The organism is Streptomyces sp. NBC_01454 (genome assembly GCF_036227565.1).
GTDB lineage: Bacteria > Actinomycetota > Actinomycetes > Streptomycetales > Streptomycetaceae > Streptomyces.
In genome coordinates this window covers 7,653,958-7,671,063 of the sequence record NZ_CP109460.1, presented here as the reverse complement: position 1 = coordinate 7,671,063, position 17,106 = coordinate 7,653,958, and the positions used below count along the sequence as shown (strand labels likewise).

Here is a 17,106-nt window from a genome sequence, read left to right as displayed (position 1 = left end):
GGGCGAAGGTCCGGTCGGGCCGGGCGCGGGAGCGGGGAGGCGCGCGGGCCGCCGGCGGCGGAGCCGGGGTCAGGCGGTGCCGGTACGGCGGGCGGTGCGCCCGGAGATCTGCAGCCGGTCGATCGCGCCGGTGTCCGGATCCCGGACGAAGCTTCCGCCGGGGACCCGGCGGCCGTTCGCGGGGTCCACCAGATCGCAGCTCAGATCCGCGTAGCAGACGAGCGGCGCCGGGGTGTCGCCGTTCACGGACAGCGCCAGGGAGCCCGCCGCGTCGGCCGTGACGCGGTACTCGACGGTGCCGTTGTGATAGGTCCCGGCGCACTGGGGAAGTGCGAGGGGACGGCCGGCCTCCCGCGGGCGCGGTGCCGCGGGCACGCCGACGCCGGTGATCTCGGCGAGGTCGTCGGCGAGTGCGTGCCACAGGGCGGTGCCGCTGTTGGCGTTGCTGGTGAAGGCGACCACGGTGCCGCTCTCGGGTTCGGCCCGCAGATGGCAGGAGGTGCCCTGGGCGTTGCCGTCATGGCCGCACCACTGTGCGGTGCCCTGCTGGAAGAGGGCGAGGCCCAGTCCCCAGGCGTCCGCCAGAACTCCCGGGACGGCGCCGGGAACCGGGCGGCGCATCTCCTCTGCGGCGTCGTGCGGCAGCACCGCGCGGGGACCGTGCCCGATCAAGTCCCGGCCCAGGGCGACCAGGTCGAACGCGCTGGCCAGCAGGGCGCCCGCGGGGGCCTCCACCGGCGCCAGGGTCTGCTGCACCGGGCGCACCCGGCCCGAGAGCGCGTTGGCGGAGTGGCCGCTCGCCACCGGTCGGGCCGGCGCGGGGTCGCCGAGGAAGGCGGGAGCGGTGCCCAGGGGTTCGAGCAGGAAGGCGCGCACCGCTTCCTGCCAGGTCATGCCCGTCACCGATTCGATCAGCCGGCCGGCGGCTATGAACCCGGCGTTGGAGTACGAGAAGCCGGTCCCGGGCGCGCAGACGGTGTCCCGTTCGGCGCAGTGCGCGGACAGATAGCGCGACGGCGTCAGCGTCGTCACGTCGTCCGAGTCGGGCCCGGTGGGGAGTCCGGCGGTGTGGCTGAGCAGCTGACGCACGGTCGCCTGCGAGGCCCGCAGCTCCGGCACGTACGTGGCGACCCGGTCGGTCAGCGCGAGGTCGCCGTCGGCGGCGAGCAGCATGACCACCGCGGCGGTGGCGCACTTGGTGACGGAGCCCAGCGGGACCGCGGTGTCCGTGGTGAACGGCCGGCCCGTGGAGACGTCCGCCTCGCCGGTGTGGACGGTGTACGTGACCCCGTCGGTGTGGACGGCGAGTTGGGCCCCGGGCACCTGATGGGCGCGGGCGAGCGTGTGCAGGCGCTCTTGTAAGCGGGGACGTATCTGCGTCTGCTGCCGGCTTGCGACCGGAGCGCTCGTGACATACGGCATGAGAAAACTACTCCCGGATCTCGAAACTCACGAGGCATGGATGTGCCGGCTCACCGTGAACCGGTCGCGGTCACGGCGTCGGCGCACCGGCCTCCGGACCTGTTCGCCGAGGTGTGCTCGACGGCTGGACTCCTCGCGCGCCCGCGGCCGTTGCGGCCGAGCGCGCTCGCCTGGGGACGGCGCTAGGACCTCCGTACCTCCAGCGGCAGTCGGCGCACGCTGACGATGACGGCGGGATTCTGGATCTCGACCTCGCTGCGACGGGCCACGGCGATATCAGGGAAACGTTCCAGCACCAGTCGGAGCGCGATCCGGGCCTCCAGCCTGGCCAGCGGGGCACCGAAGCAGAAGTGGATGCCGTGGCCGAAGGTCAGGTGGGGGTTGGGGCTGCGGGTCACGTCGAAGTCGTCGGGGTGGGCGAACCGGGACGGATCGCGGTTGGCGGCGGCCAGGTTGGCCATCACCACCGACTCGGCGGGAATGGTCCGCCCCCCGAGCTCGACCTCACGGGTGGTGCGGCGTCCGAGCTCGGGGAAGGGCGGCAGCCAGCGCAGCACCTCTTCGAGGGTGTCCGGCAGCCGGCCGGGCTCGGCACGCAGCAGCGCGGCCTCGTCGGGGTACTGGTCGAGGCTGAGCACGGCGTTGCCCAGCAGGGCGGTGGTGGTGATGTGCCCGGCGACCAGCAGCAGCGCCACAAAGCCGACGATCTCCTGGTCCTCCAGGCGCATGCCGTCCACCTCGGCCTGCACCAGCTTGCTGGTGAGCCCCTCGCCCGGGTGCTTCCGGTGGTGGCGGATGTGGTCGAGGATGTAGCCGTTCATTTCGCGCACGGTGGGCGCGATGGACTCCAGCGCGCGCTCGATGTCGGCCATGTCCAGCGAGTCGCCGATCTCGTCCCCGCCGAAGAGGGTGGCCGCCCACTCCTGGAACAACGCCCGGTCGCCGGCCGGGATGCCCAGCAGTTCGGCGATGACGATGATGGGCAGCGGGTAGGCCAGCGCGTCGACCATGTCGAAGCGGTCGCGGTCCTCGACAGCGTCGAGCAGCTCCGTGGTGATGGCGTGGATCCGCGGTTCGAGTGCGGCCACGACGCGCGGGGTGAAGGCCTGGCTGACCAGGGTGCGCAGCTTGCGGTGCGCCGGCGGGTCCATGCCGACGAAGTTGCCCTGGCGGAAGGTCTCGAAGTCCGCCTGGGTGGGGGCCAGTCCGGAGAAGTCCGAGGAGTACGAGGCCGGGTCGGCGAGCACCGCGGCCACGCTCTCGTGGTCGAGCACCTGCCATAACTTCTGCTGCTCGTCGTAGCGGACGGGCCCGGCCTGCCGCGCGGTGCGCCACCCTTCGACGAGCTCGTCGAAGGCGAAGGGGGCCTGTATCAGTTCGTTGCTGGTCACCGGTTCTCCCTGGAGAGCGGACCCGGGAGGATGCGCTCCTCGCCGGAAGTGGTGCACGGGACCGGTAGGCGGTCATGTGCCCCGGAACAATGGTTCACCCAATGGCACAACGGACTCACGGTCACCGCCTTTCCCTGACCTTGATTGGTTTCTTGCGTTGTTTTCCGGGTTTTCCGGTGCAGGCGAAATCGCCGCTCGGAACTCCTGCATACGGTGCTTGCGGTATCGCGGGTCACCCCGGGGGACGCGGCACCCGGAGTTGCCCGACGGCACGGCCGCTCAAGGGGACGCGCGGACGTGAACACCGGCTCACGGCATGCCGAAGCGGCCGAATGCCGGGTCGCACCACAAAGCGACAGCACAGGGCACCGCATTCGCCTTCCAGATCATCACGGACGAGAGCGACACCGAGCGCCACGGCATGGCGAGCGGCACGGGCGGGACCCCGGTGCCGCCGCGGCATGCGGCGGACGGCAGCGAGAGGACTGCCTTGGCGGCCGGCCGGATCCCCACCCGGGCCGTACCGCCGGCCGTTCACGGACGGCGGGCGGTCCGACATGACGCCGGCCCGGCCCTGGTGTCCCCCGGCGAATCCCGCCGAGGAAATGCAGCCGTTTTCGCCCGCCCACTCGGTGAACAAGTCCGCGAGAACCCTCCCCCACCATCCATCACTGCACGGACAAACGGTAGCAACCGCACAGTTGACCTTCTCGATATCACTGATCCCCCACCGAAGACCCTTCGCACGTGACACGAATGAGACTTCCCCGCCCGAGCAAAAATGGCTGATCCAAGACTTCAGCCACCGCTGCCGAAAAGGAGAACGAGAGAAGAGTACGCATTACTGGCAGGTATCGCTTGTTGTTGTCAGTGATTCGTACCCCTGGAAGCTTTCGCGCCAGTTTGGCGTGGCCACAGTCTTCACTCCCAGTCATACGATAGCAACCCCCCAAGGCTTCACTGAGCGTAATTTTGCACCTCAATAGGCTTAACGCACGGGTACGTTGCGCGGGACTCCCGTTACCCGTGGGGCCAGTGATTCGACTTTCCGTTCGACCCTTGCGCGGCAAATCGGAGGTCAGCCCGCACGGAAAGGCGCAAAACCCCTCCCGGGGCATCCATCGCCGCCGCCGGGCGACGCCCCCCACCGCTCCGGCAACCCGGCTGCCCAGGGCCCGAATTTTGCTGACGTAGCGTCAATTCAGCGTATTCAAACGCGTCTTGTTCGCCACCTTCGACAGGGAGACGGATCCCGCGACATCACCGGACCGCGCCACGCCGGCGCCCGGCAGGTCCCGACAGATCCACAGCGGCGACCCGGCCTGATGCAGCAACCGTCGGTCGGCCAGGGAGACCCTCCACGGGATGTCTGACTTTCGACGGCCGCACGATTGGCTGGAATTGACGCCTCGTGGCCGATGCACGCACCACGGAAATTAACTCTCCGTCAAATAGCAGGGGAAAGGGTGGCCATGAGTCCCACCGGGATCACGGCTACACCCGCCGACGCCCCCCCGGCGCGGCCCGCCGGCGGCGGCCGGGCCCGGTTTCTTCCGGCCCGCCCGCACAGCACACCCGCATATGCAGACGCGAAGCGGCACGCTCCACGGGCTGACGCACGCCCCCACTGGTCGAGCGCAGCGCCATATCGGGCCAATGAGGACGGAAACGGGAGCAGTGGGGAGACCGACGGCCGGGAGGCGAGGCCGGCGGGCAGGCGCGAACCGGGCAGCTCTCGCACATCGAGGCCGAAAAGGGTGTACAAGTGTGCGACTGAGGCGCGCTGCGGGATATCTTGTCTGCGATCCAGCGCGTGATGACGGAGCCGGGAAGCGAAATGCACCCCGACAGCACGAAGGCACCGACGGTGCACCGTGCGAGGGAGTCGGCCGAGGTCCTCCGCGTCTGTGTCAGGGGCTGAGGTGCCCCGGGCGGTCCGCCGGGCAACGACGCACGACGGCATCGCGACCGCCGGCTGAGGCGTCCCCGCACCGAAGGCGCACCCGTGTCCGGCGGCGCGCGATCCACAGCCGGGCCGTCGCCCACGCCTCGCCCCTCCCCTCCCCTTTCCTCACCCACCTCGACACCTCGGCCGGTTCCGGCCGAGGTCACGACGACAACAGAAGAGTTCATGAGACGAATACCCGGTACGCGCACCGCCACCATGGGCGTCTGCGCCTCCCTTGCTTCGTTCGCCGTGGCCGCTCCGGCGTCCGCGGTCCCCGACCATGCCGACCGCGCCACCACCTCCGCCACGCGGAGCGTCGCACCGGCGCCGTCGCACCCCGCGCCTCCCGCGCCCTCGGCCGGACCGACCCCGCCACCCCCGTCGGGCGCACCCGTGCGGCCCTCGAAGGGCGTGACGCCGGCAGAGATCCGCAAGGCGCAGGAGGTGGAGCGGTACTGGACGCCCGAGCGCATCCGCAGCGCCGTCCCCGTCGAGGCCCCGGACACCGGCGGGTCGAGTCCGGACGCGCAGCGGGTGCCGGCGGTGCGCGGCAAGCCGTCGTTGCGGGAGCCGAGTCACGAGGTCGGCGCGGGCGTCGCCACGGTCGGGGTGTTTCTGATCCGCAACGACGACGGATCGCCGACCCCCAACCAGTTCTGCACCGCCAACTCCGTGACGTCGCCGACCAGGAGTCTGATCATCACGGCGGCACACTGCCTCAAGGGCAACAGGTCCGCCAGCAAGATCGCCTACGTCCCCGGCTACCGCTCCGGCGCCTCGACGGCCGGCCAGGCCGGGGAGACGCCGTACGGAATCTTCCCCCTGGTGGAGGGCAAGGTCTGGATCGACGGGCGATACCTCGCCCCCACCCCCAACGACGATGTGGACTTCGCCTTCCTGCGGGTCGGGCCGAACTCCCGCGGCCAGCTCCTGGAGGACGCCACCGGCAGCGGCAACACGCTGACCACCTCCACGTCCGCGAGCCTCGCGCGCAAGAACGTGACCCTCATCGGCTACCCCGGGGGCCAGAAGACGCCGCTGCAGTGCACGAATGACACCAGCGCCGTCCTGAACCGGTTCATGGAAATCAAGTGCGACCGCTTCCGTACGGGTGTCAGCGGCGGCCCGTTCCTGGACCACTTCGACGGCAGTCGCGGCAACCTGGTCGGAGTCATCGGCGGGTGGCACACCGGTGGCCTCTCCGACGACATCTCCTACGCCTCGCAGTTCGACGAGGACGTCGTCCGGCTCTACCAGCAGGCGGTCGCCGACACGGAGCCGGACGAACCCAACCTCCTGGGCAGCGGCGGCACCTGGCAGCACGCCGCGGTCATGACGTCCGGCAGCTTCCACACCGCCTCGGTGCGCGACCACGTCGGCGACCTGGTCGTGCGCTGGTCCGACGGTGAGGTCTCCCTCTATCCGGGCAACGGCACGTTCGGATTCCGTCAGGAGATCCAGCTCGCCAAGAAGAGCAAGGAGTGGCAACAGGCGCAGGTGGTCACCGCCGGCGACTTCACCGGCGACGGCACCGACGACCTCCTCGTCCGCTGGGCCAACGGCAAGCTGACCCTCTACCGGGACGTCAACGAGACCCGCAAGCTCACCGACGGGATCCAGCTGCGCGGCCCCAACACCACCTGGACGCACGCCACACAGATCACGGCCGGCCGCTTCGGCGGCGGCGACACCCGCCGGAATGACCTCGTGGTGCGCTGGGCCGGTGGCGGGGTGACCCTCTACCCCGACGTCGACGCGGCCGGCATCCACACCGAGAAGCAGCTCGCCAAGAGCAACACGACCTGGACGCACGCCGCGGACCTCACCGCCGGCGACTTCAGCAACCCCTCGGGAAACCAGGATCTGTTCGTCCGCTGGAACGACGGTGAAGTCACCGTCTATGAGAACGTCGCGGCCGCCGGCCTCAAGAAGGAGCATCAGCTCCGCCCCGCGAAATCCGCCTGGCGCAACGGTCTGCTGACCACGGCCGGCGCGTTCGGCGGCGGCTCCCGGCAGGACGACCTCATCGCCCTGTGGCCCAAGGGCAAGCTGAGCCTGTACGCCGACACCACCGCCACCTCCCTGGCACGGGAGCACAAGCTCGTCGCGCCGGCCGGCTGACCGGCCCGGCAGATGTGCTGCGGCGCCGGCCGGGACGTCCCGGCCGGCGCCACGCCGTGCGGTCAGCTGACTCAGTCGGACCGAGTCAGCTGGTCAGTTCGACGCCGGAACGGCCAGGTGAGCCGTCCCCGGCGGGCGTGAGGGCGATGCCCGCCACGATCCGGGCGGCTTCCCGCGGGGAGGGCGCGGGGGTGCGCACGGCGAGCGGAAGAGGCGCGGGGGCCAGGCCCTGGCTGCCGAGGAAGACCCGGCCCACCACCCGCTCGGCGGCGTGGCCGTCGTCCCACATGCAGAAGCGCGCGCGGAACGCGGCGCGCAGCCCGGCGGCCGTCTCGTCGTCCCACCGGCCGCTGCGGAACACCTCGATCAGCTCGTCCTCGCTGGTGGCGATCGCCCCCGGGGTGTCGCCCGGCTCGCCGGAGAGCAGGTCGAAGGTGACGCCGCGGGAGCGGACGTAGGTCTCCCAGTCGTCCGCGTAGGTGATGAGGGGCCGGTCCAGGTTGGCGTAGTCGAACATGATCGACGAGTAGTCCGTGATCAGGGCGTCCGCGGCGAGGCACAGCTCCTCGACCGACGGGTGCCGGGAGACGTCGATCAGCGCCCCGCGCTCCTGGAGTTCCTGCAGGTGCGGGTCCTGGCCGTAGAAGTAGTGGGTCCGGACCAGGAGGACGAAGTCGGGGCCGAGTTCCCTGGTGATCTTCTCGAGGTCCAGCTGCGGCACATAGCCGACCTGGTAGTCACGCACGGTCGGGGCGTAGAGGATCGCCGTGGCACCGGGTGCGATGCCCAGCCGGGCACGGATGTCGAGGACGTCCTGGGCGCCGGTCCGGTAGAAGACGTCGTTGCGCGGATAGCCGGCGTCGACCGACTCGAAACCGCAGGGGTAGACCCGCTCCCACTGCTCACTGGTGTGCTGGTTGGCGGAGACCGACAGGTCCCACCGGTCGGCGCGGGCGAGCAGCTTGCGCATGCTCATGCCCTTGGCGGCGGCCGGGTACTGCTGCTGGTCGATCCCCATCCGCTTGAGCGGAGTGCCGTGGTGGGTCTGGAGATGGATCTGGCCCGCGCGCTTGACCACGGTGTCCGCGAAATTGACGTTGTTGACGAAGTACGTCGCGCGCGCCATCAGCTCCCAGTAGCGCGGCGTATCGACGACGACATGGTCCATGCCGTCGGGCACGGTGTCCACGAGGTCCTCGCGCACGACCCATACGCCGTGGAGGTGGGGCGCCAGCTCCTTCGCCTTTTCGTAGATCGCCAGCGGATTGCAGGACGGGGTGCGGTTCCAGTAGGCGCTGAAGACGGCCAGGTGCGGGTCGAGGGGGCGCTTCAGCTGCCTCCGGTAGAAGCTGTCGGACGCCCTCTTGCTCACTGCGCTCCGGGCCTTGCGCAGCCGCTCCTGGCCGGTCTTTTGCGTACGGCTCATCAGATTCACGGCCTGGAAAAGACGGTACGAACCGCGTTCCAGTGCCTGGAACTGAAGGGCGTCGACCTCCGCGGGCGGGGTGAACCCGGCGGGCTTGTGGCGCCGGTACATCGCCGCGGCACGACGGAAGAACTCCGGCCGGTCCTGGACGAGGACGCGGCTTTCGCGAGCGCCGGTGAACAGGAAATGGCTGATCATTCGCTCGAAGAACAGCGGCCGCAGCCCAGCGAGGTCGGGCCGGCCGTCGAGGAAATCGAAGAGCCGCTGATACTGCTCGAATATCGTGAAGTGCTTCCGGCCGGGCGTCTTCATGGAATTGCCGTGGCGGCGCTGGCGGTAGTCCACACAGGCGTGGTCCAGACACACGGCACGCTCAGCGGTGAGCATGGTGACGTAGACCATGAGGGCGTCCTCATAGAGCCCGTCGGTGTAGCGGAAGCCGTTGTCGACGAAGAAGCGACGACGAAACGCCCTGTTCCACACGACGGCGAACATCTGGAAGAACTGCGTGCGCTCGGCGGGCCGGAACACCTCCGCCCCGGCCTCGGCGAGGAGTTCGCGGGCGGCACTGGGCTGGACCGCGTGCCACCAGTAGCTGCGCACATGGTCGAAGAGCAGCAGGTCCGGGTCCGCGGTGCCGGCCAGGCGGTCGGCCATGGCCCGCAGCGCGCCCGTGGTGAGGGTGTCATCGCTGTCGAGGAACAGCAGATAGTCCCCGCTCGCCCGCTCCACCCCGGTGTTGCGGGCCGCACCGATGCCACGGTTCTCCTCGTGCCGCACGGTGATCACCCGCGGGTCGCGGGCCGCGTACTCCGCCAGGATGTCGCCGCTCCCGTCCGGCGAGCAGTCGTCGACCGCGATGACCTCGAAATCGGTGAAGTCCTGCTCCAGCAACGAGTCCAGGCACGCGCGAAGGTAGCCCTGCACGTTGTACACGGGAACGACGACGCTGAAACGCGGGGCGGATCTGAGGCCCGTTTCGGGCATGGCGGGGTTACTCCTAGAAGAGGTCGGCCTCACGACGCAGGCCTGAATTCCTGTGACTGTGGGTGTGACAATCGGGAGGACCCGCAGGTTGCGCCCGACCTGGGCGCCCCTTCTGTTGTGTCCATCACACCGAGGTCGCCCACGCGGTGCCGGCGGCATCACCGCGCGCCGTGCCGCCGCGCCGCTTGCCGCGCGCCGGTGACGTATTTCACGGCGCACAAAAGAACGGTCCGCTCGCGTCACGCGTCCCTCTGTATACACCTTTATTTGCCAGGAATGCCGACGAATCCTCCCGCGGACCGGCTTACGATCGCCGCTGTCGCGAGGGTTTCCGGGAGGCGAACACCCGGAAGGACGGTCTGCGCGTGTCGCTTTCCCTCGCCTTTGCTGCCGGCGTCCTCGGCAGCGTGCTGATCGCTGTATGGACCACGCTGGCCGATCGCCCCCGGCGTATTGCGCACCGCGTGGTGGCGGCTCTCGGGTGGCTGTGGGTCGCCTGCGTCATCGGTCTCACCTTCGGCACCCGGTCCGGCGGCGGCCAGGCCGTGAATCTGGCGCTGCTCGATCTGGGCAATCCCGCGGACGTCCTCGATTTCCTGCTGAACATGGCGATGTTCGCACCCGGCGGCATTCTTCTCGCCGTGCTGCGCACGGGGCTGTGGCCGGCCGCCGCGCTCGCTTTCCTCGGTTCCCTGGCCATCGAGGTCACGCAGTATCTGACCGCGTCCGGCCGGACCGCGGACCTCAACGACCTCCTCTCCAATACCTTGGGCGGCATGGCCGGTTATGTGTGCGCGGCGGCGGTGGGAAAGGTCTCGCACGAAATCGGGCGGCGCCACCGCTATGCACATGAGGTCGAGAGGCTTTCCCGCCTGTAGCGCACGACCGGCCGCCGGCGCGGGAGACCTACGGCCGGCCGGGATCCCGGGCGATCCGGGGCCCCGACCCGGTATCGCCGCCGGGTCGGCCGCGTCTCGCGGACCGCGCCCCGTACGCTTCCCCCGTCGAGGCGGCGTGCGGGAGAGGAGCGGACTGCGGTGCGCGTACTGCTGGGCATCGCCGGTGCGGTGATCGTGCTCGGGATCTTTTCCTCGGTGCTGCATGCGCTGGTGATTCCACGGCCGACGCGGCACGGCTTCAGCCGCTCCGTCCAGCGGCTGGTGCAGTGGCCGTTCCGGCTGCTCGCCGACCTCCTGCCGAGCGTCGAGGCCAAGGACCGGGTGCTCACTCCCATGGCACCGCTGGTCATCGTCGCCACCCTGATCAGCTGGCTGGTGGCCTTCCTCGCCGGCTATGCGCTGCTGGAGGCGGCGGTGAGCCGGCTCGGCCCCAGGGAGGCGCTGATCGAGGCGGGTTCCTCGCTCTTCACGCTGGGCTTCGCCAGCGGAAACCGCGTGACACTGAACGTCATCGACTTCTGCGCCGCCGCCACCGGCCCGATCGTGATCGGTCTGCAGGTGGGCTATCTGCCCACGCTCTACGGCGCCTATCAGCGCAGGGAGACCGAGGTCACGCTGTTGCAGGCGCGGACCGGGAGCCCGCCGTGGGGGCCGGAGATCCTCGCCCGCTATGCGCAGGTCGACCTGCTGGACCGCCTCACCGAGCTCTTCCGGAACTGGGAACGCTGGAGCGCCGATGTGAGCGAGAGTCACACCACCTATCCGATCCTGATCCACTTCCGTTCCCCGAAGGTGTCCCGCAGCTGGCTGATCGCCCTGCTGGCCGTGCTGGACGCCGCGGCCCTGCAACTGGCGTTCAACCCGTCCCTGCCGCAGGCCGAGGTGCGGATGGCGCTGCGGGCGGGCTTTGTGTGCCTGCGCGAGATCGCCGATACCGAGGGCATCTCCTACGACCGTGATCCCCACCCGGACGACGCGCTGCGGTTGGACTACGAGGACTTCCTGCGGGGCGTGGAACGGATGCGGGCCCAGGGCTACCCCATGGAGCGCACACCGCGGGAGGCGTGGCCGCATTTCCGTGGCTGGCGGGTCAACTACGAGCCGCTCGTGCACCGTCTGGCACGCGACATCGAGGCGGTTCCGGCCCCGTGGTCCGGGACGCGCCGCACGGCGATGGACGCCTACGCCCCGCGCACCCCGGTCGACCGCCGCCCCGTCGGGTAGGGCGGTGCGGCCTCAGTCGCGGGGCAGCAGCGAACCGAGCGGTCCGAGGTCGAGGTTGAGGTCCTCCAGCCGCAGACCGTGCTGGTCGCACAGCTCGGTCATCCGTGCCTCGAGGTGCATCAGCGTCTCCCCGATCCGCTCCACCTGCGCGTCGCTGAGGTCGCCCTGTTCCACCCGGCGAATCGCCTGACGTTCCATCAGTTGCCGTAGGAGTTCGACGACGGTGAGCACCAACGAGACCAGATCGCGGCCGACTTGGTCCCGGTCGATGTCGAATCGGCCGGGAGCGCGGTCCGTTCTGCCGGGGGCGAGGCCCGTCCGCCCGCTCACAGCGGGCCCCCGTCCGCCCACGGGGCGGGCATCCGCTCGCTGACCGACGACAGCAGCGCGTGCAGCGAAAGCCGCACCAGGGGCACATCCGCGATGGCGATGACCAGGTCGCCGCTCACCACGACCCCCGTGGACAGCAGACGGTCCAGCAGGTCGACGAGCGGGACGCCGAGGGGGCCCACGAGCGGACCGGGCGTCTCCCAGGGCACGGGCTCGTGCGCGGACACGCTCACACCTCCCCGACGAAGGAGTACGGCACCCAGGGCCCGGACAGCTCGATCTCGGCCCCGGTCCGTGCACGCCAGGCCGCCACCGCCGCCGCCAGGTCCTCCGTGCGTTCGTGCGGAAGCAGGTAGGCGGCATTGAGGATCTGCCGCCGGGCCGCGGTCCCCGTCATCTCCTGGCCGTGCGTGCGCAGCCGGCGGGCCGCGGTGGCCAGGCGGCTCAGCGCGGCATCGACGTCTTCGGCGGTCTGCAGTGCGCGGTCGTGGCGGTGTTCCCGTGCCCGGTGGAGTCCCCGCTTGCGTTCCAGATAGGCGCGGCCCGCGCCGGGGGCGGACTTCGCGTCGGGCTGCGGACCGTCCGGGGGCGGGTCGGCGGGCGGCCGGGGGGACCCGGCGGGAAGCGACACCTTCACGCCCCACTCGGCGTGTCCCTCGATGCGGTCCAGCACCGCGGCGAAGCGGGCCGCGTCCTCCCCGAGGGCCTCGCGCGCCCGCTCGTCGCTCCGGTAGAGGGTGGCGAGCGCCAGCGGTGCCGTGGGCCCGCCGGCGGCGGCCGCGACCACCACCTCGTGGTGTGCCCGTGCGCACCGTTCGAGTTCCGTACGGTCCGCGAGCCGCTGCTCCCAGGCTTCCTGGGAGAAGTCCGCCGCGGGGACGTGCTGGACGACCGCCGTGAGCGTGCCGCATCGCAGAGCCCGTACGGGGAAGCCTTCGGCGAGCCCCGGCAGCGCGGACAGCCCGGCCGGCGCGAGTTGCCGGCACACGGCATAGACGTAGGTGGCGGTCTCGTCGGTCGTCCCGTTCGCCGGGGTTGCGGCGTGCTGCGTCGTCGTCATGTGCCGGCCGTGTCCCTCGTCCGTGCGGAGTGTGCCGAGCCGTTTCCGTCGGCGGACTCCAGCGCCTGCACCCGCTCGCGCAACTCGCGGTTCTCCGCGCGCAGTTCACTGTCCGCCGCCCTGGAACTGAGCGCGGGATCCGTCTCCCACCAGTCGATGCCGGCCTTCCTGGCCGTCTCCACCGAGGACACGAACAGCCGCAGTCTGATGGTGAGGAGCTCGATGTCCAGCAGGTCGATCTTGATGTCGCCGGCGATGACGATGCCCTTGTCCAGGACGCGTTCGAGGATGTCGGCGAGGTTGGTGGTGCCCGGGCCGTTGGCGGGCGGAGCGCCCGGCCGGTGGTCGACATCGGTCATCGGGTCACTCGCCTCCCCGGCGCCCGGCCGCGGCCCGGGGCGGCGGCGCAGGGTTCCTCGGTCGGCCTCACGGTCTGTCCCCTCTCCTTCGGCACGCGGCCGGTCAGCACCCGTGCAACAGGTCGAGCAGCTGCTCCTCTTCGCGTTCGAAGGCCTCGGCGCTGAGGTGGCCGGCTTCGAATTCGTGGTTCAGGGCGGCGAGCCGGGCCCGCACCAGCGACGGGTCGTGCAGCTCGTTGTCCGCCGCCTGCGCGAGCTGATCGGCCACCCAGACCACTCCGCGCACCGGCGCGAGCGGCAGCGTGAGCACCGCGCTGATCAGCCCCATGTCAGACCCCGAGCGGTGTGGCGGAGGGGCGCGGCTCCAGAAAGCTGTAACACGGCAGGGGCCCGGCCACCCGCAGGACGACGCGGTCCTGCCGCCGGCGGGCGAGGAGCTCGGCCGCCGCGACGAAACCGGCGCTGTCACCGCGGTCCACCAGGAACGACACATTCACCTGGCAGCCGGAGACCTCCGGCCCGGCGCACACGGCGTGCGCCGTGGACGACAGTTCCCGCACGATCTCCCGGCCCGCTTCGGCCGCCCGGCGCGCCAGCGCGGTCGCCACCGCCTCGCCCAGTCGGACGTTCGCCTCGTAGCTGGGCCGTCGGCGCACCGCCTCGCGCAGCTGGCGGATCGTGGCGTCGCCCTGGACGAGCGCGGGCAGTGCCTCGTCGGCCGGCAGCGCCTTGACGTTGATCTCGACGCGGCCCGCGACGCCGTCCAGCGCGGCCAGATGACGGTCCTCGGCCTCGCTCAGCTGCCGGCGGATCACCGTCTCGTCCGGTGCCACCATGCCGAAGCGCATCGGGAGGACCGGTCCGTCCGCCGCCAGCGCCAGCAGCAGCTCCTGGTGTGCGAGCAGATCGCGGCGGCGGGCCCGCAGCCGCGGCGGTGCCGGGCTGATGACCGCGGCGAGCCGCCCCTCCGCGAGCGTTCCCACGGCCCCGGGAGGGTCCCCGACTCCGACCGGGGCGGAAGGCAGGGGGTGCCCGGCGCGGACGATGCCGTAGACGTAGATGCCGTCGTCGGTCACGGTGTTCAGTCCTCCTCTGCGCGCCGCCGGCGGGAAGCGGCGCCCGTGCGGGCGGTACTGCGGCGGCGCCGCTGCGGCTCCTTCTCGGAGTCCTCGTCCGAGTCGTCGCCCGCGCCCACCGCGGAGCGGACGGTCTCACCCACGGATTTGGCGGCGTCCTTGACCTTGCGCTTTCCGATGCCCTTGGCGGCCTGGCCGCTGAACAGCTCGGGCACGGTGACGCTTCCCGAATCCCGCTCCAGATCGAGCCGGTTGCACGCCTCCGCGAACCGCAGATACGTATCGACGCTGGCGACCACGATGCGGGCATCGATCTTGAGGATCTCGATCCCCACCAGGGACACCCGTATGAAGACGTCGATGACCATGCCCCGGTCCAGGATCAGCTCCATCACGTCGTACAACGTGCCTGCCCTGGGCGGGCAGGGAACCACCTCACCGGACAGTCCGGCATACGTCGTGGTGCCCATCTGAGGTGTCCTTTCAGCAGGTGGCGGCGGTGTGCTCACTCATCTGCCGCACCGCGCCGATAGCGGCGGGTGCGGTAGTACTCGAGCAGCTCGCCGTCGGCGTCGAGCCGCACCTCGTACGTCGCGAGGAGGCTGGTGGTGTCGGGGATGCGGAGCAGCTCCAGCACGTCCACCTCGACGCACCAGCCGTGATCGGTCCGGCGCACCGCCGTGACGCCCTCGGCCTGATGGCTGATCAGGCTCTGCAGCAGTTCGGCGGCGCGGCGGGCCATCTCCCCGGGCGCGTTCCCGGAGTCCTTGGTGCGCTTGCGGGCAGCCGTCGACGATGACCGAGTCCGCGTGCGGGATTGCTCTGCCATGCACCCCAGTCTCATCGCCCTGCGGGCCCGCGCATCCTGAGCGCGGCCGGATGGTGACAGGGGGTGGCCACCGGGCGTCACCGGTCACCGGACAACGCCGGTCACCGCACGCCCCGCCGTCGCCGAAGGAGCACGGCGACGCTGATCACCTACACTCGGCGGATGGCAAAGTATTTCGACGTGCACCCGGAAAACCCGCAGCGGCGCACCATCAGCAATGTGGCGGACAGTATCCGCTCCGGCGCGCTCGTCGTGTACCCGACGGACTCCTGTTTCGCCCTGGGATGCCAGCTGGGCAGCCGGGACGGCATCAGCCGGATCCGGTCGATCCGCAATCTCGACGACCGTCACCACTTCACCCTCGTGTGCCAGAACTTCGCCCAGCTGGGGCAGTTCGTACACATCGACAATGATGTGTTCCGCGCGATCAAGGCGTCGACCCCCGGCAGTTACACCTTCATCCTCCCCGCGACGAAGGAAGTGCCCCGCCAGCTGCTGCACCCGAAGAAGAAGACGGTCGGGGTCCGGATTCCCGACCACGCCGTCGCCCAGGCCCTGCTCGCCGAACTCGGCGAGCCGCTGCTCTCCAGCACCCTGCTCCTGCCCGACGAGGAGGAGCCGATGACCCAGGGCTGGGAGATCAAGGAGCGGCTCGACCACGTGGTGGACGCGGTACTCGACTCGGGTGACTGCGGCACGGACCCGACCACGGTCCTCGACTTCTCCGGCGGCGTACTCGACATCGTCCGCCGGGGCGCGGGCGACATCACGCGCTTCGAGTAGGCGCCCTGACGGGGCCGGCCACTTCGAGGGGGCCGTCCTCAGCGCCTGGCCAGGTAAAGGCCCAGGGCCTTGTGCAGGACCTTGTTCAGCGGGTAGTCCCACTCTCCGAGGTATTCGACGGCCTGGCCCCCGGTGCCGACCTTGAAGCGGAGCAGCCCCAGGAGGTGGTTTCCCTCTTCGAGGGTGTCTGTGATGCCGCGGAAGTCGTAGCGGCCCGCGCCGAGTTCGTAGGCGTCGGACATCATCCGCCATTGAAGAGCGTTGTTCGGCTGGACCTCGCGCTTGCGGCTGGTGGAGGCGCCATAGGAGTACCAGGCGTGTGCGCCGACCGTGAGCATCGTGGCCGCCGCGAGGAGCTCCCCGTCGTGGTGAGCGAGGTACAGGCGCATACGGTCCGGGTCCTCGGCCCGCAGCACGGCCCACATGCGCTGGAAGTAGGCCAGCGGACGTGGGATGAACCGGTCCCGCTCAGCGGTCTCGACGTAGATCTGATGGAACGCGGGCACATCCTCGTAGTCACCCTGGACGACCTTGACGCCGGCGCGCTCCGCCTTCTTGATGTTGCGGCGCCACTGCTGGTTGAGGTCGCGCCGGACCTCCTCCAGCGACCGCCCGGCGAAGGGGACCTGGAACACATGGCGCGGCTGGCCCGCGGCGAAGCCGTCCTCGCCGTCAGGCTCGGCCTGCTGCCAGCCCATCCGACGCAGCCGGTCGGCGAGGTCGAAGGCCCGCGGCTCGTGCACGGTGGCCGCCACCTCCCGCAGTCGCCGTGCCTGCGGGTCGGCGATCGCCGCCTTGACCACCTCGGCGCTCCAGCGGCGGGTCACCACCGGCGGCCCCATCCTGACCGAGAACGCACGCCGCGACTTCAGATGGGCGAGCATCGGCTCCAGCCACTGCTCCAGATCGGGTGCGAACCAGTCGATGACCGGTCCCTCGGGCAGATAGGCGAGGTAGCGCCGCAGCTTCGGCACGGGGCGTAACAGCACCAGTCCGGCCCCGGCGAGGCGGCCGCCCTCGTCGAACCAGCCCAGGCTCTCCGCCCGCCAGTCCGGCTTCACCTCCCCCCACGCGGGCACCTGCATATGGCTCACCGAGGGCTGGGCCTTGACGAAGGCCAGATGCTCCTCGCGGGTGATCACCTTCAGGCGACAGCTCATGCGCAGTGCTCCTTTGTCCGAGACGCAAGCCTACGGAGACATGCACGGCAGGGGCGGAAGCTCGCCGGTGGCACGCCCCGTCATCCGGATG

General features: G+C 70.5%; 16 protein-coding genes. 4 read left to right on the top strand and 12 right to left on the bottom strand.

The annotated features are described in order from the left end of the window. Positions 1 to 69: 69 nt before the first annotated feature. The gene (locus OIU81_RS33920; protein ID WP_329154009.1) at positions 70 to 1,422 is read right to left on the bottom strand and encodes a serine hydrolase domain-containing protein; all 1,353 of its coding nucleotides are present in this window, start codon (positions 1,420 to 1,422) and stop codon (positions 70 to 72) included. Positions 1,423 to 1,604: 182 nt separating this feature from the next. Then, on the bottom strand, positions 1,605 to 2,813 hold the full coding sequence (locus OIU81_RS33915) for a cytochrome P450 (RefSeq protein ID WP_329154007.1): 1,209 nt from the start codon (positions 2,811 to 2,813) through the stop codon (positions 1,605 to 1,607). A 2,131-nt stretch (positions 2,814 to 4,944) separates the two neighbouring features. On the opposite strand from OIU81_RS33915, the gene OIU81_RS33910 reads away from it, so the two are divergent. Then, a complete protein-coding gene (locus OIU81_RS33910) occupies positions 4,945 to 6,882 on the top strand; it encodes a trypsin-like peptidase domain-containing protein (RefSeq protein ID WP_329154005.1) in 1,938 nt (645 codons plus the stop codon). Between the two features lie 85 nt (positions 6,883 to 6,967). Here OIU81_RS33910 and OIU81_RS33905 read toward each other — a convergent pair whose 3' ends face one another. Then, positions 6,968 to 9,295, bottom strand: coding sequence for a bifunctional glycosyltransferase/CDP-glycerol:glycerophosphate glycerophosphotransferase (locus OIU81_RS33905; RefSeq protein WP_329154004.1), 2,328 nt, complete (start codon positions 9,293 to 9,295; stop codon positions 6,968 to 6,970). Positions 9,296 to 9,465: 170 nt separating this feature from the next. Between OIU81_RS33905 and OIU81_RS33900 the strand changes: the two genes are divergently transcribed. Both OIU81_RS33900 and OIU81_RS33895 read left to right on the top strand, forming a co-directional pair. Further along, entirely contained in the window at positions 9,466 to 10,173 is a 708-nt protein-coding gene (locus tag OIU81_RS33900; RefSeq protein WP_329154003.1) for a VanZ family protein, read from the top strand. Positions 10,174 to 10,332: 159 nt separating this feature from the next. Next, complete coding sequence (locus OIU81_RS33895; RefSeq protein WP_329154002.1) at positions 10,333 to 11,418, top strand: hypothetical protein; 1,086 nt, start codon at positions 10,333 to 10,335, stop codon at positions 11,416 to 11,418. A 12-nt stretch (positions 11,419 to 11,430) separates the two neighbouring features. On the opposite strand, the gene OIU81_RS33890 is transcribed toward OIU81_RS33895, so the two are convergent. From OIU81_RS33890 to gvpO, 8 genes are all read right to left on the bottom strand, one after another. Then, entirely contained in the window at positions 11,431 to 11,748 is a 318-nt protein-coding gene (locus tag OIU81_RS33890) for a gas vesicle protein K (RefSeq protein WP_329154000.1), read from the bottom strand. Continuing rightward, positions 11,745 to 11,975, bottom strand: a complete 231-nt coding sequence (locus OIU81_RS33885; protein WP_329153999.1) for a gas vesicle protein — start codon at positions 11,973 to 11,975, stop codon at positions 11,745 to 11,747. Before OIU81_RS33885 ends, OIU81_RS33890 begins: the two co-directional genes overlap by 4 nt. A 2-nt stretch (positions 11,976 to 11,977) precedes the next feature. Then, positions 11,978 to 12,808 (bottom strand): GvpL/GvpF family gas vesicle protein, encoded by an 831-nt coding sequence (locus tag OIU81_RS33880; RefSeq protein WP_329153998.1) that lies wholly within the window; start codon positions 12,806 to 12,808, stop codon positions 11,978 to 11,980. Beyond that, positions 12,805 to 13,167, bottom strand: a complete 363-nt coding sequence (locus OIU81_RS33875; protein WP_329153995.1) for a gas vesicle protein — start codon at positions 13,165 to 13,167, stop codon at positions 12,805 to 12,807. The genes OIU81_RS33880 and OIU81_RS33875 overlap by 4 nt, the downstream gene beginning before the upstream one ends. Positions 13,168 to 13,270: 103 nt before the next feature. Further along, entirely contained in the window at positions 13,271 to 13,495 is a 225-nt protein-coding gene (locus OIU81_RS33870; RefSeq protein ID WP_006606768.1) for a gas vesicle protein GvpG, read from the bottom strand. Position 13,496: 1 nt separating this feature from the next. Next, positions 13,497 to 14,243, bottom strand: coding sequence for a GvpL/GvpF family gas vesicle protein (locus OIU81_RS33865; RefSeq protein WP_329153986.1), 747 nt, complete (start codon positions 14,241 to 14,243; stop codon positions 13,497 to 13,499). Positions 14,244 to 14,248: 5 nt separating this feature from the next. After that, entirely contained in the window at positions 14,249 to 14,713 is a 465-nt protein-coding gene (gvpJ, locus tag OIU81_RS33860) for a gas vesicle protein GvpJ (protein ID WP_329153984.1), read from the bottom strand. 35 nt (positions 14,714 to 14,748) lie between these two features. Continuing rightward, positions 14,749 to 15,072 carry a gas vesicle protein GvpO gene (gene gvpO / locus OIU81_RS33855; protein WP_249635973.1) on the bottom strand — a complete coding sequence of 108 codons (324 nt, stop codon included), beginning with the start codon at positions 15,070 to 15,072 and terminating at the stop codon, positions 14,749 to 14,751. Positions 15,073 to 15,234: 162 nt separating this feature from the next. Between gvpO and OIU81_RS33850 the strand changes: the two genes are divergently transcribed. Further along, the gene (locus OIU81_RS33850) at positions 15,235 to 15,855 is read left to right on the top strand and encodes an L-threonylcarbamoyladenylate synthase (protein ID WP_329153980.1); all 621 of its coding nucleotides are present in this window, start codon (positions 15,235 to 15,237) and stop codon (positions 15,853 to 15,855) included. Between the two features lie 38 nt (positions 15,856 to 15,893). Here the strand turns inward: OIU81_RS33850 and OIU81_RS33845 are convergent, their stop codons facing one another. Beyond that, entirely contained in the window at positions 15,894 to 17,015 is a 1,122-nt protein-coding gene (locus OIU81_RS33845; RefSeq protein WP_329153978.1) for a lipid II:glycine glycyltransferase FemX, read from the bottom strand. Positions 17,016 to 17,106: the final 91 nt, after the last annotated feature.

Coding starts and splice junctions, on each gene's coding strand:
- gvpO (WP_249635973.1), bottom strand. CDS start 15,072: ATGGCAGAGCAATCCCGCACGCGGACTCGGTCATCGTCGACGGCTGCC.
- OIU81_RS33850 (WP_329153980.1), top strand. CDS start 15,235: ATGGCAAAGTATTTCGACGTGCACCCGGAAAACCCGCAGCGGCGCACC.
- OIU81_RS33880 (WP_329153998.1), bottom strand. CDS start 12,808: ATGACGACGACGCAGCACGCCGCAACCCCGGCGAACGGGACGACCGAC.
- OIU81_RS33870 (WP_006606768.1), bottom strand. CDS start 13,495: ATGGGGCTGATCAGCGCGGTGCTCACGCTGCCGCTCGCGCCGGTGCGC.
- OIU81_RS33905 (WP_329154004.1), bottom strand. CDS start 9,295: ATGCCCGAAACGGGCCTCAGATCCGCCCCGCGTTTCAGCGTCGTCGTT.
- OIU81_RS33920 (WP_329154009.1), bottom strand. CDS start 1,422: ATGCCGTATGTCACGAGCGCTCCGGTCGCAAGCCGGCAGCAGACGCAG.
- OIU81_RS33910 (WP_329154005.1), top strand. CDS start 4,945: ATGAGACGAATACCCGGTACGCGCACCGCCACCATGGGCGTCTGCGCC.
- gvpJ (WP_329153984.1), bottom strand. CDS start 14,713: ATGGGCACCACGACGTATGCCGGACTGTCCGGTGAGGTGGTTCCCTGC.
- OIU81_RS33875 (WP_329153995.1), bottom strand. CDS start 13,167: ATGACCGATGTCGACCACCGGCCGGGCGCTCCGCCCGCCAACGGCCCG.
- OIU81_RS33845 (WP_329153978.1), bottom strand. CDS start 17,015: ATGAGCTGTCGCCTGAAGGTGATCACCCGCGAGGAGCATCTGGCCTTC.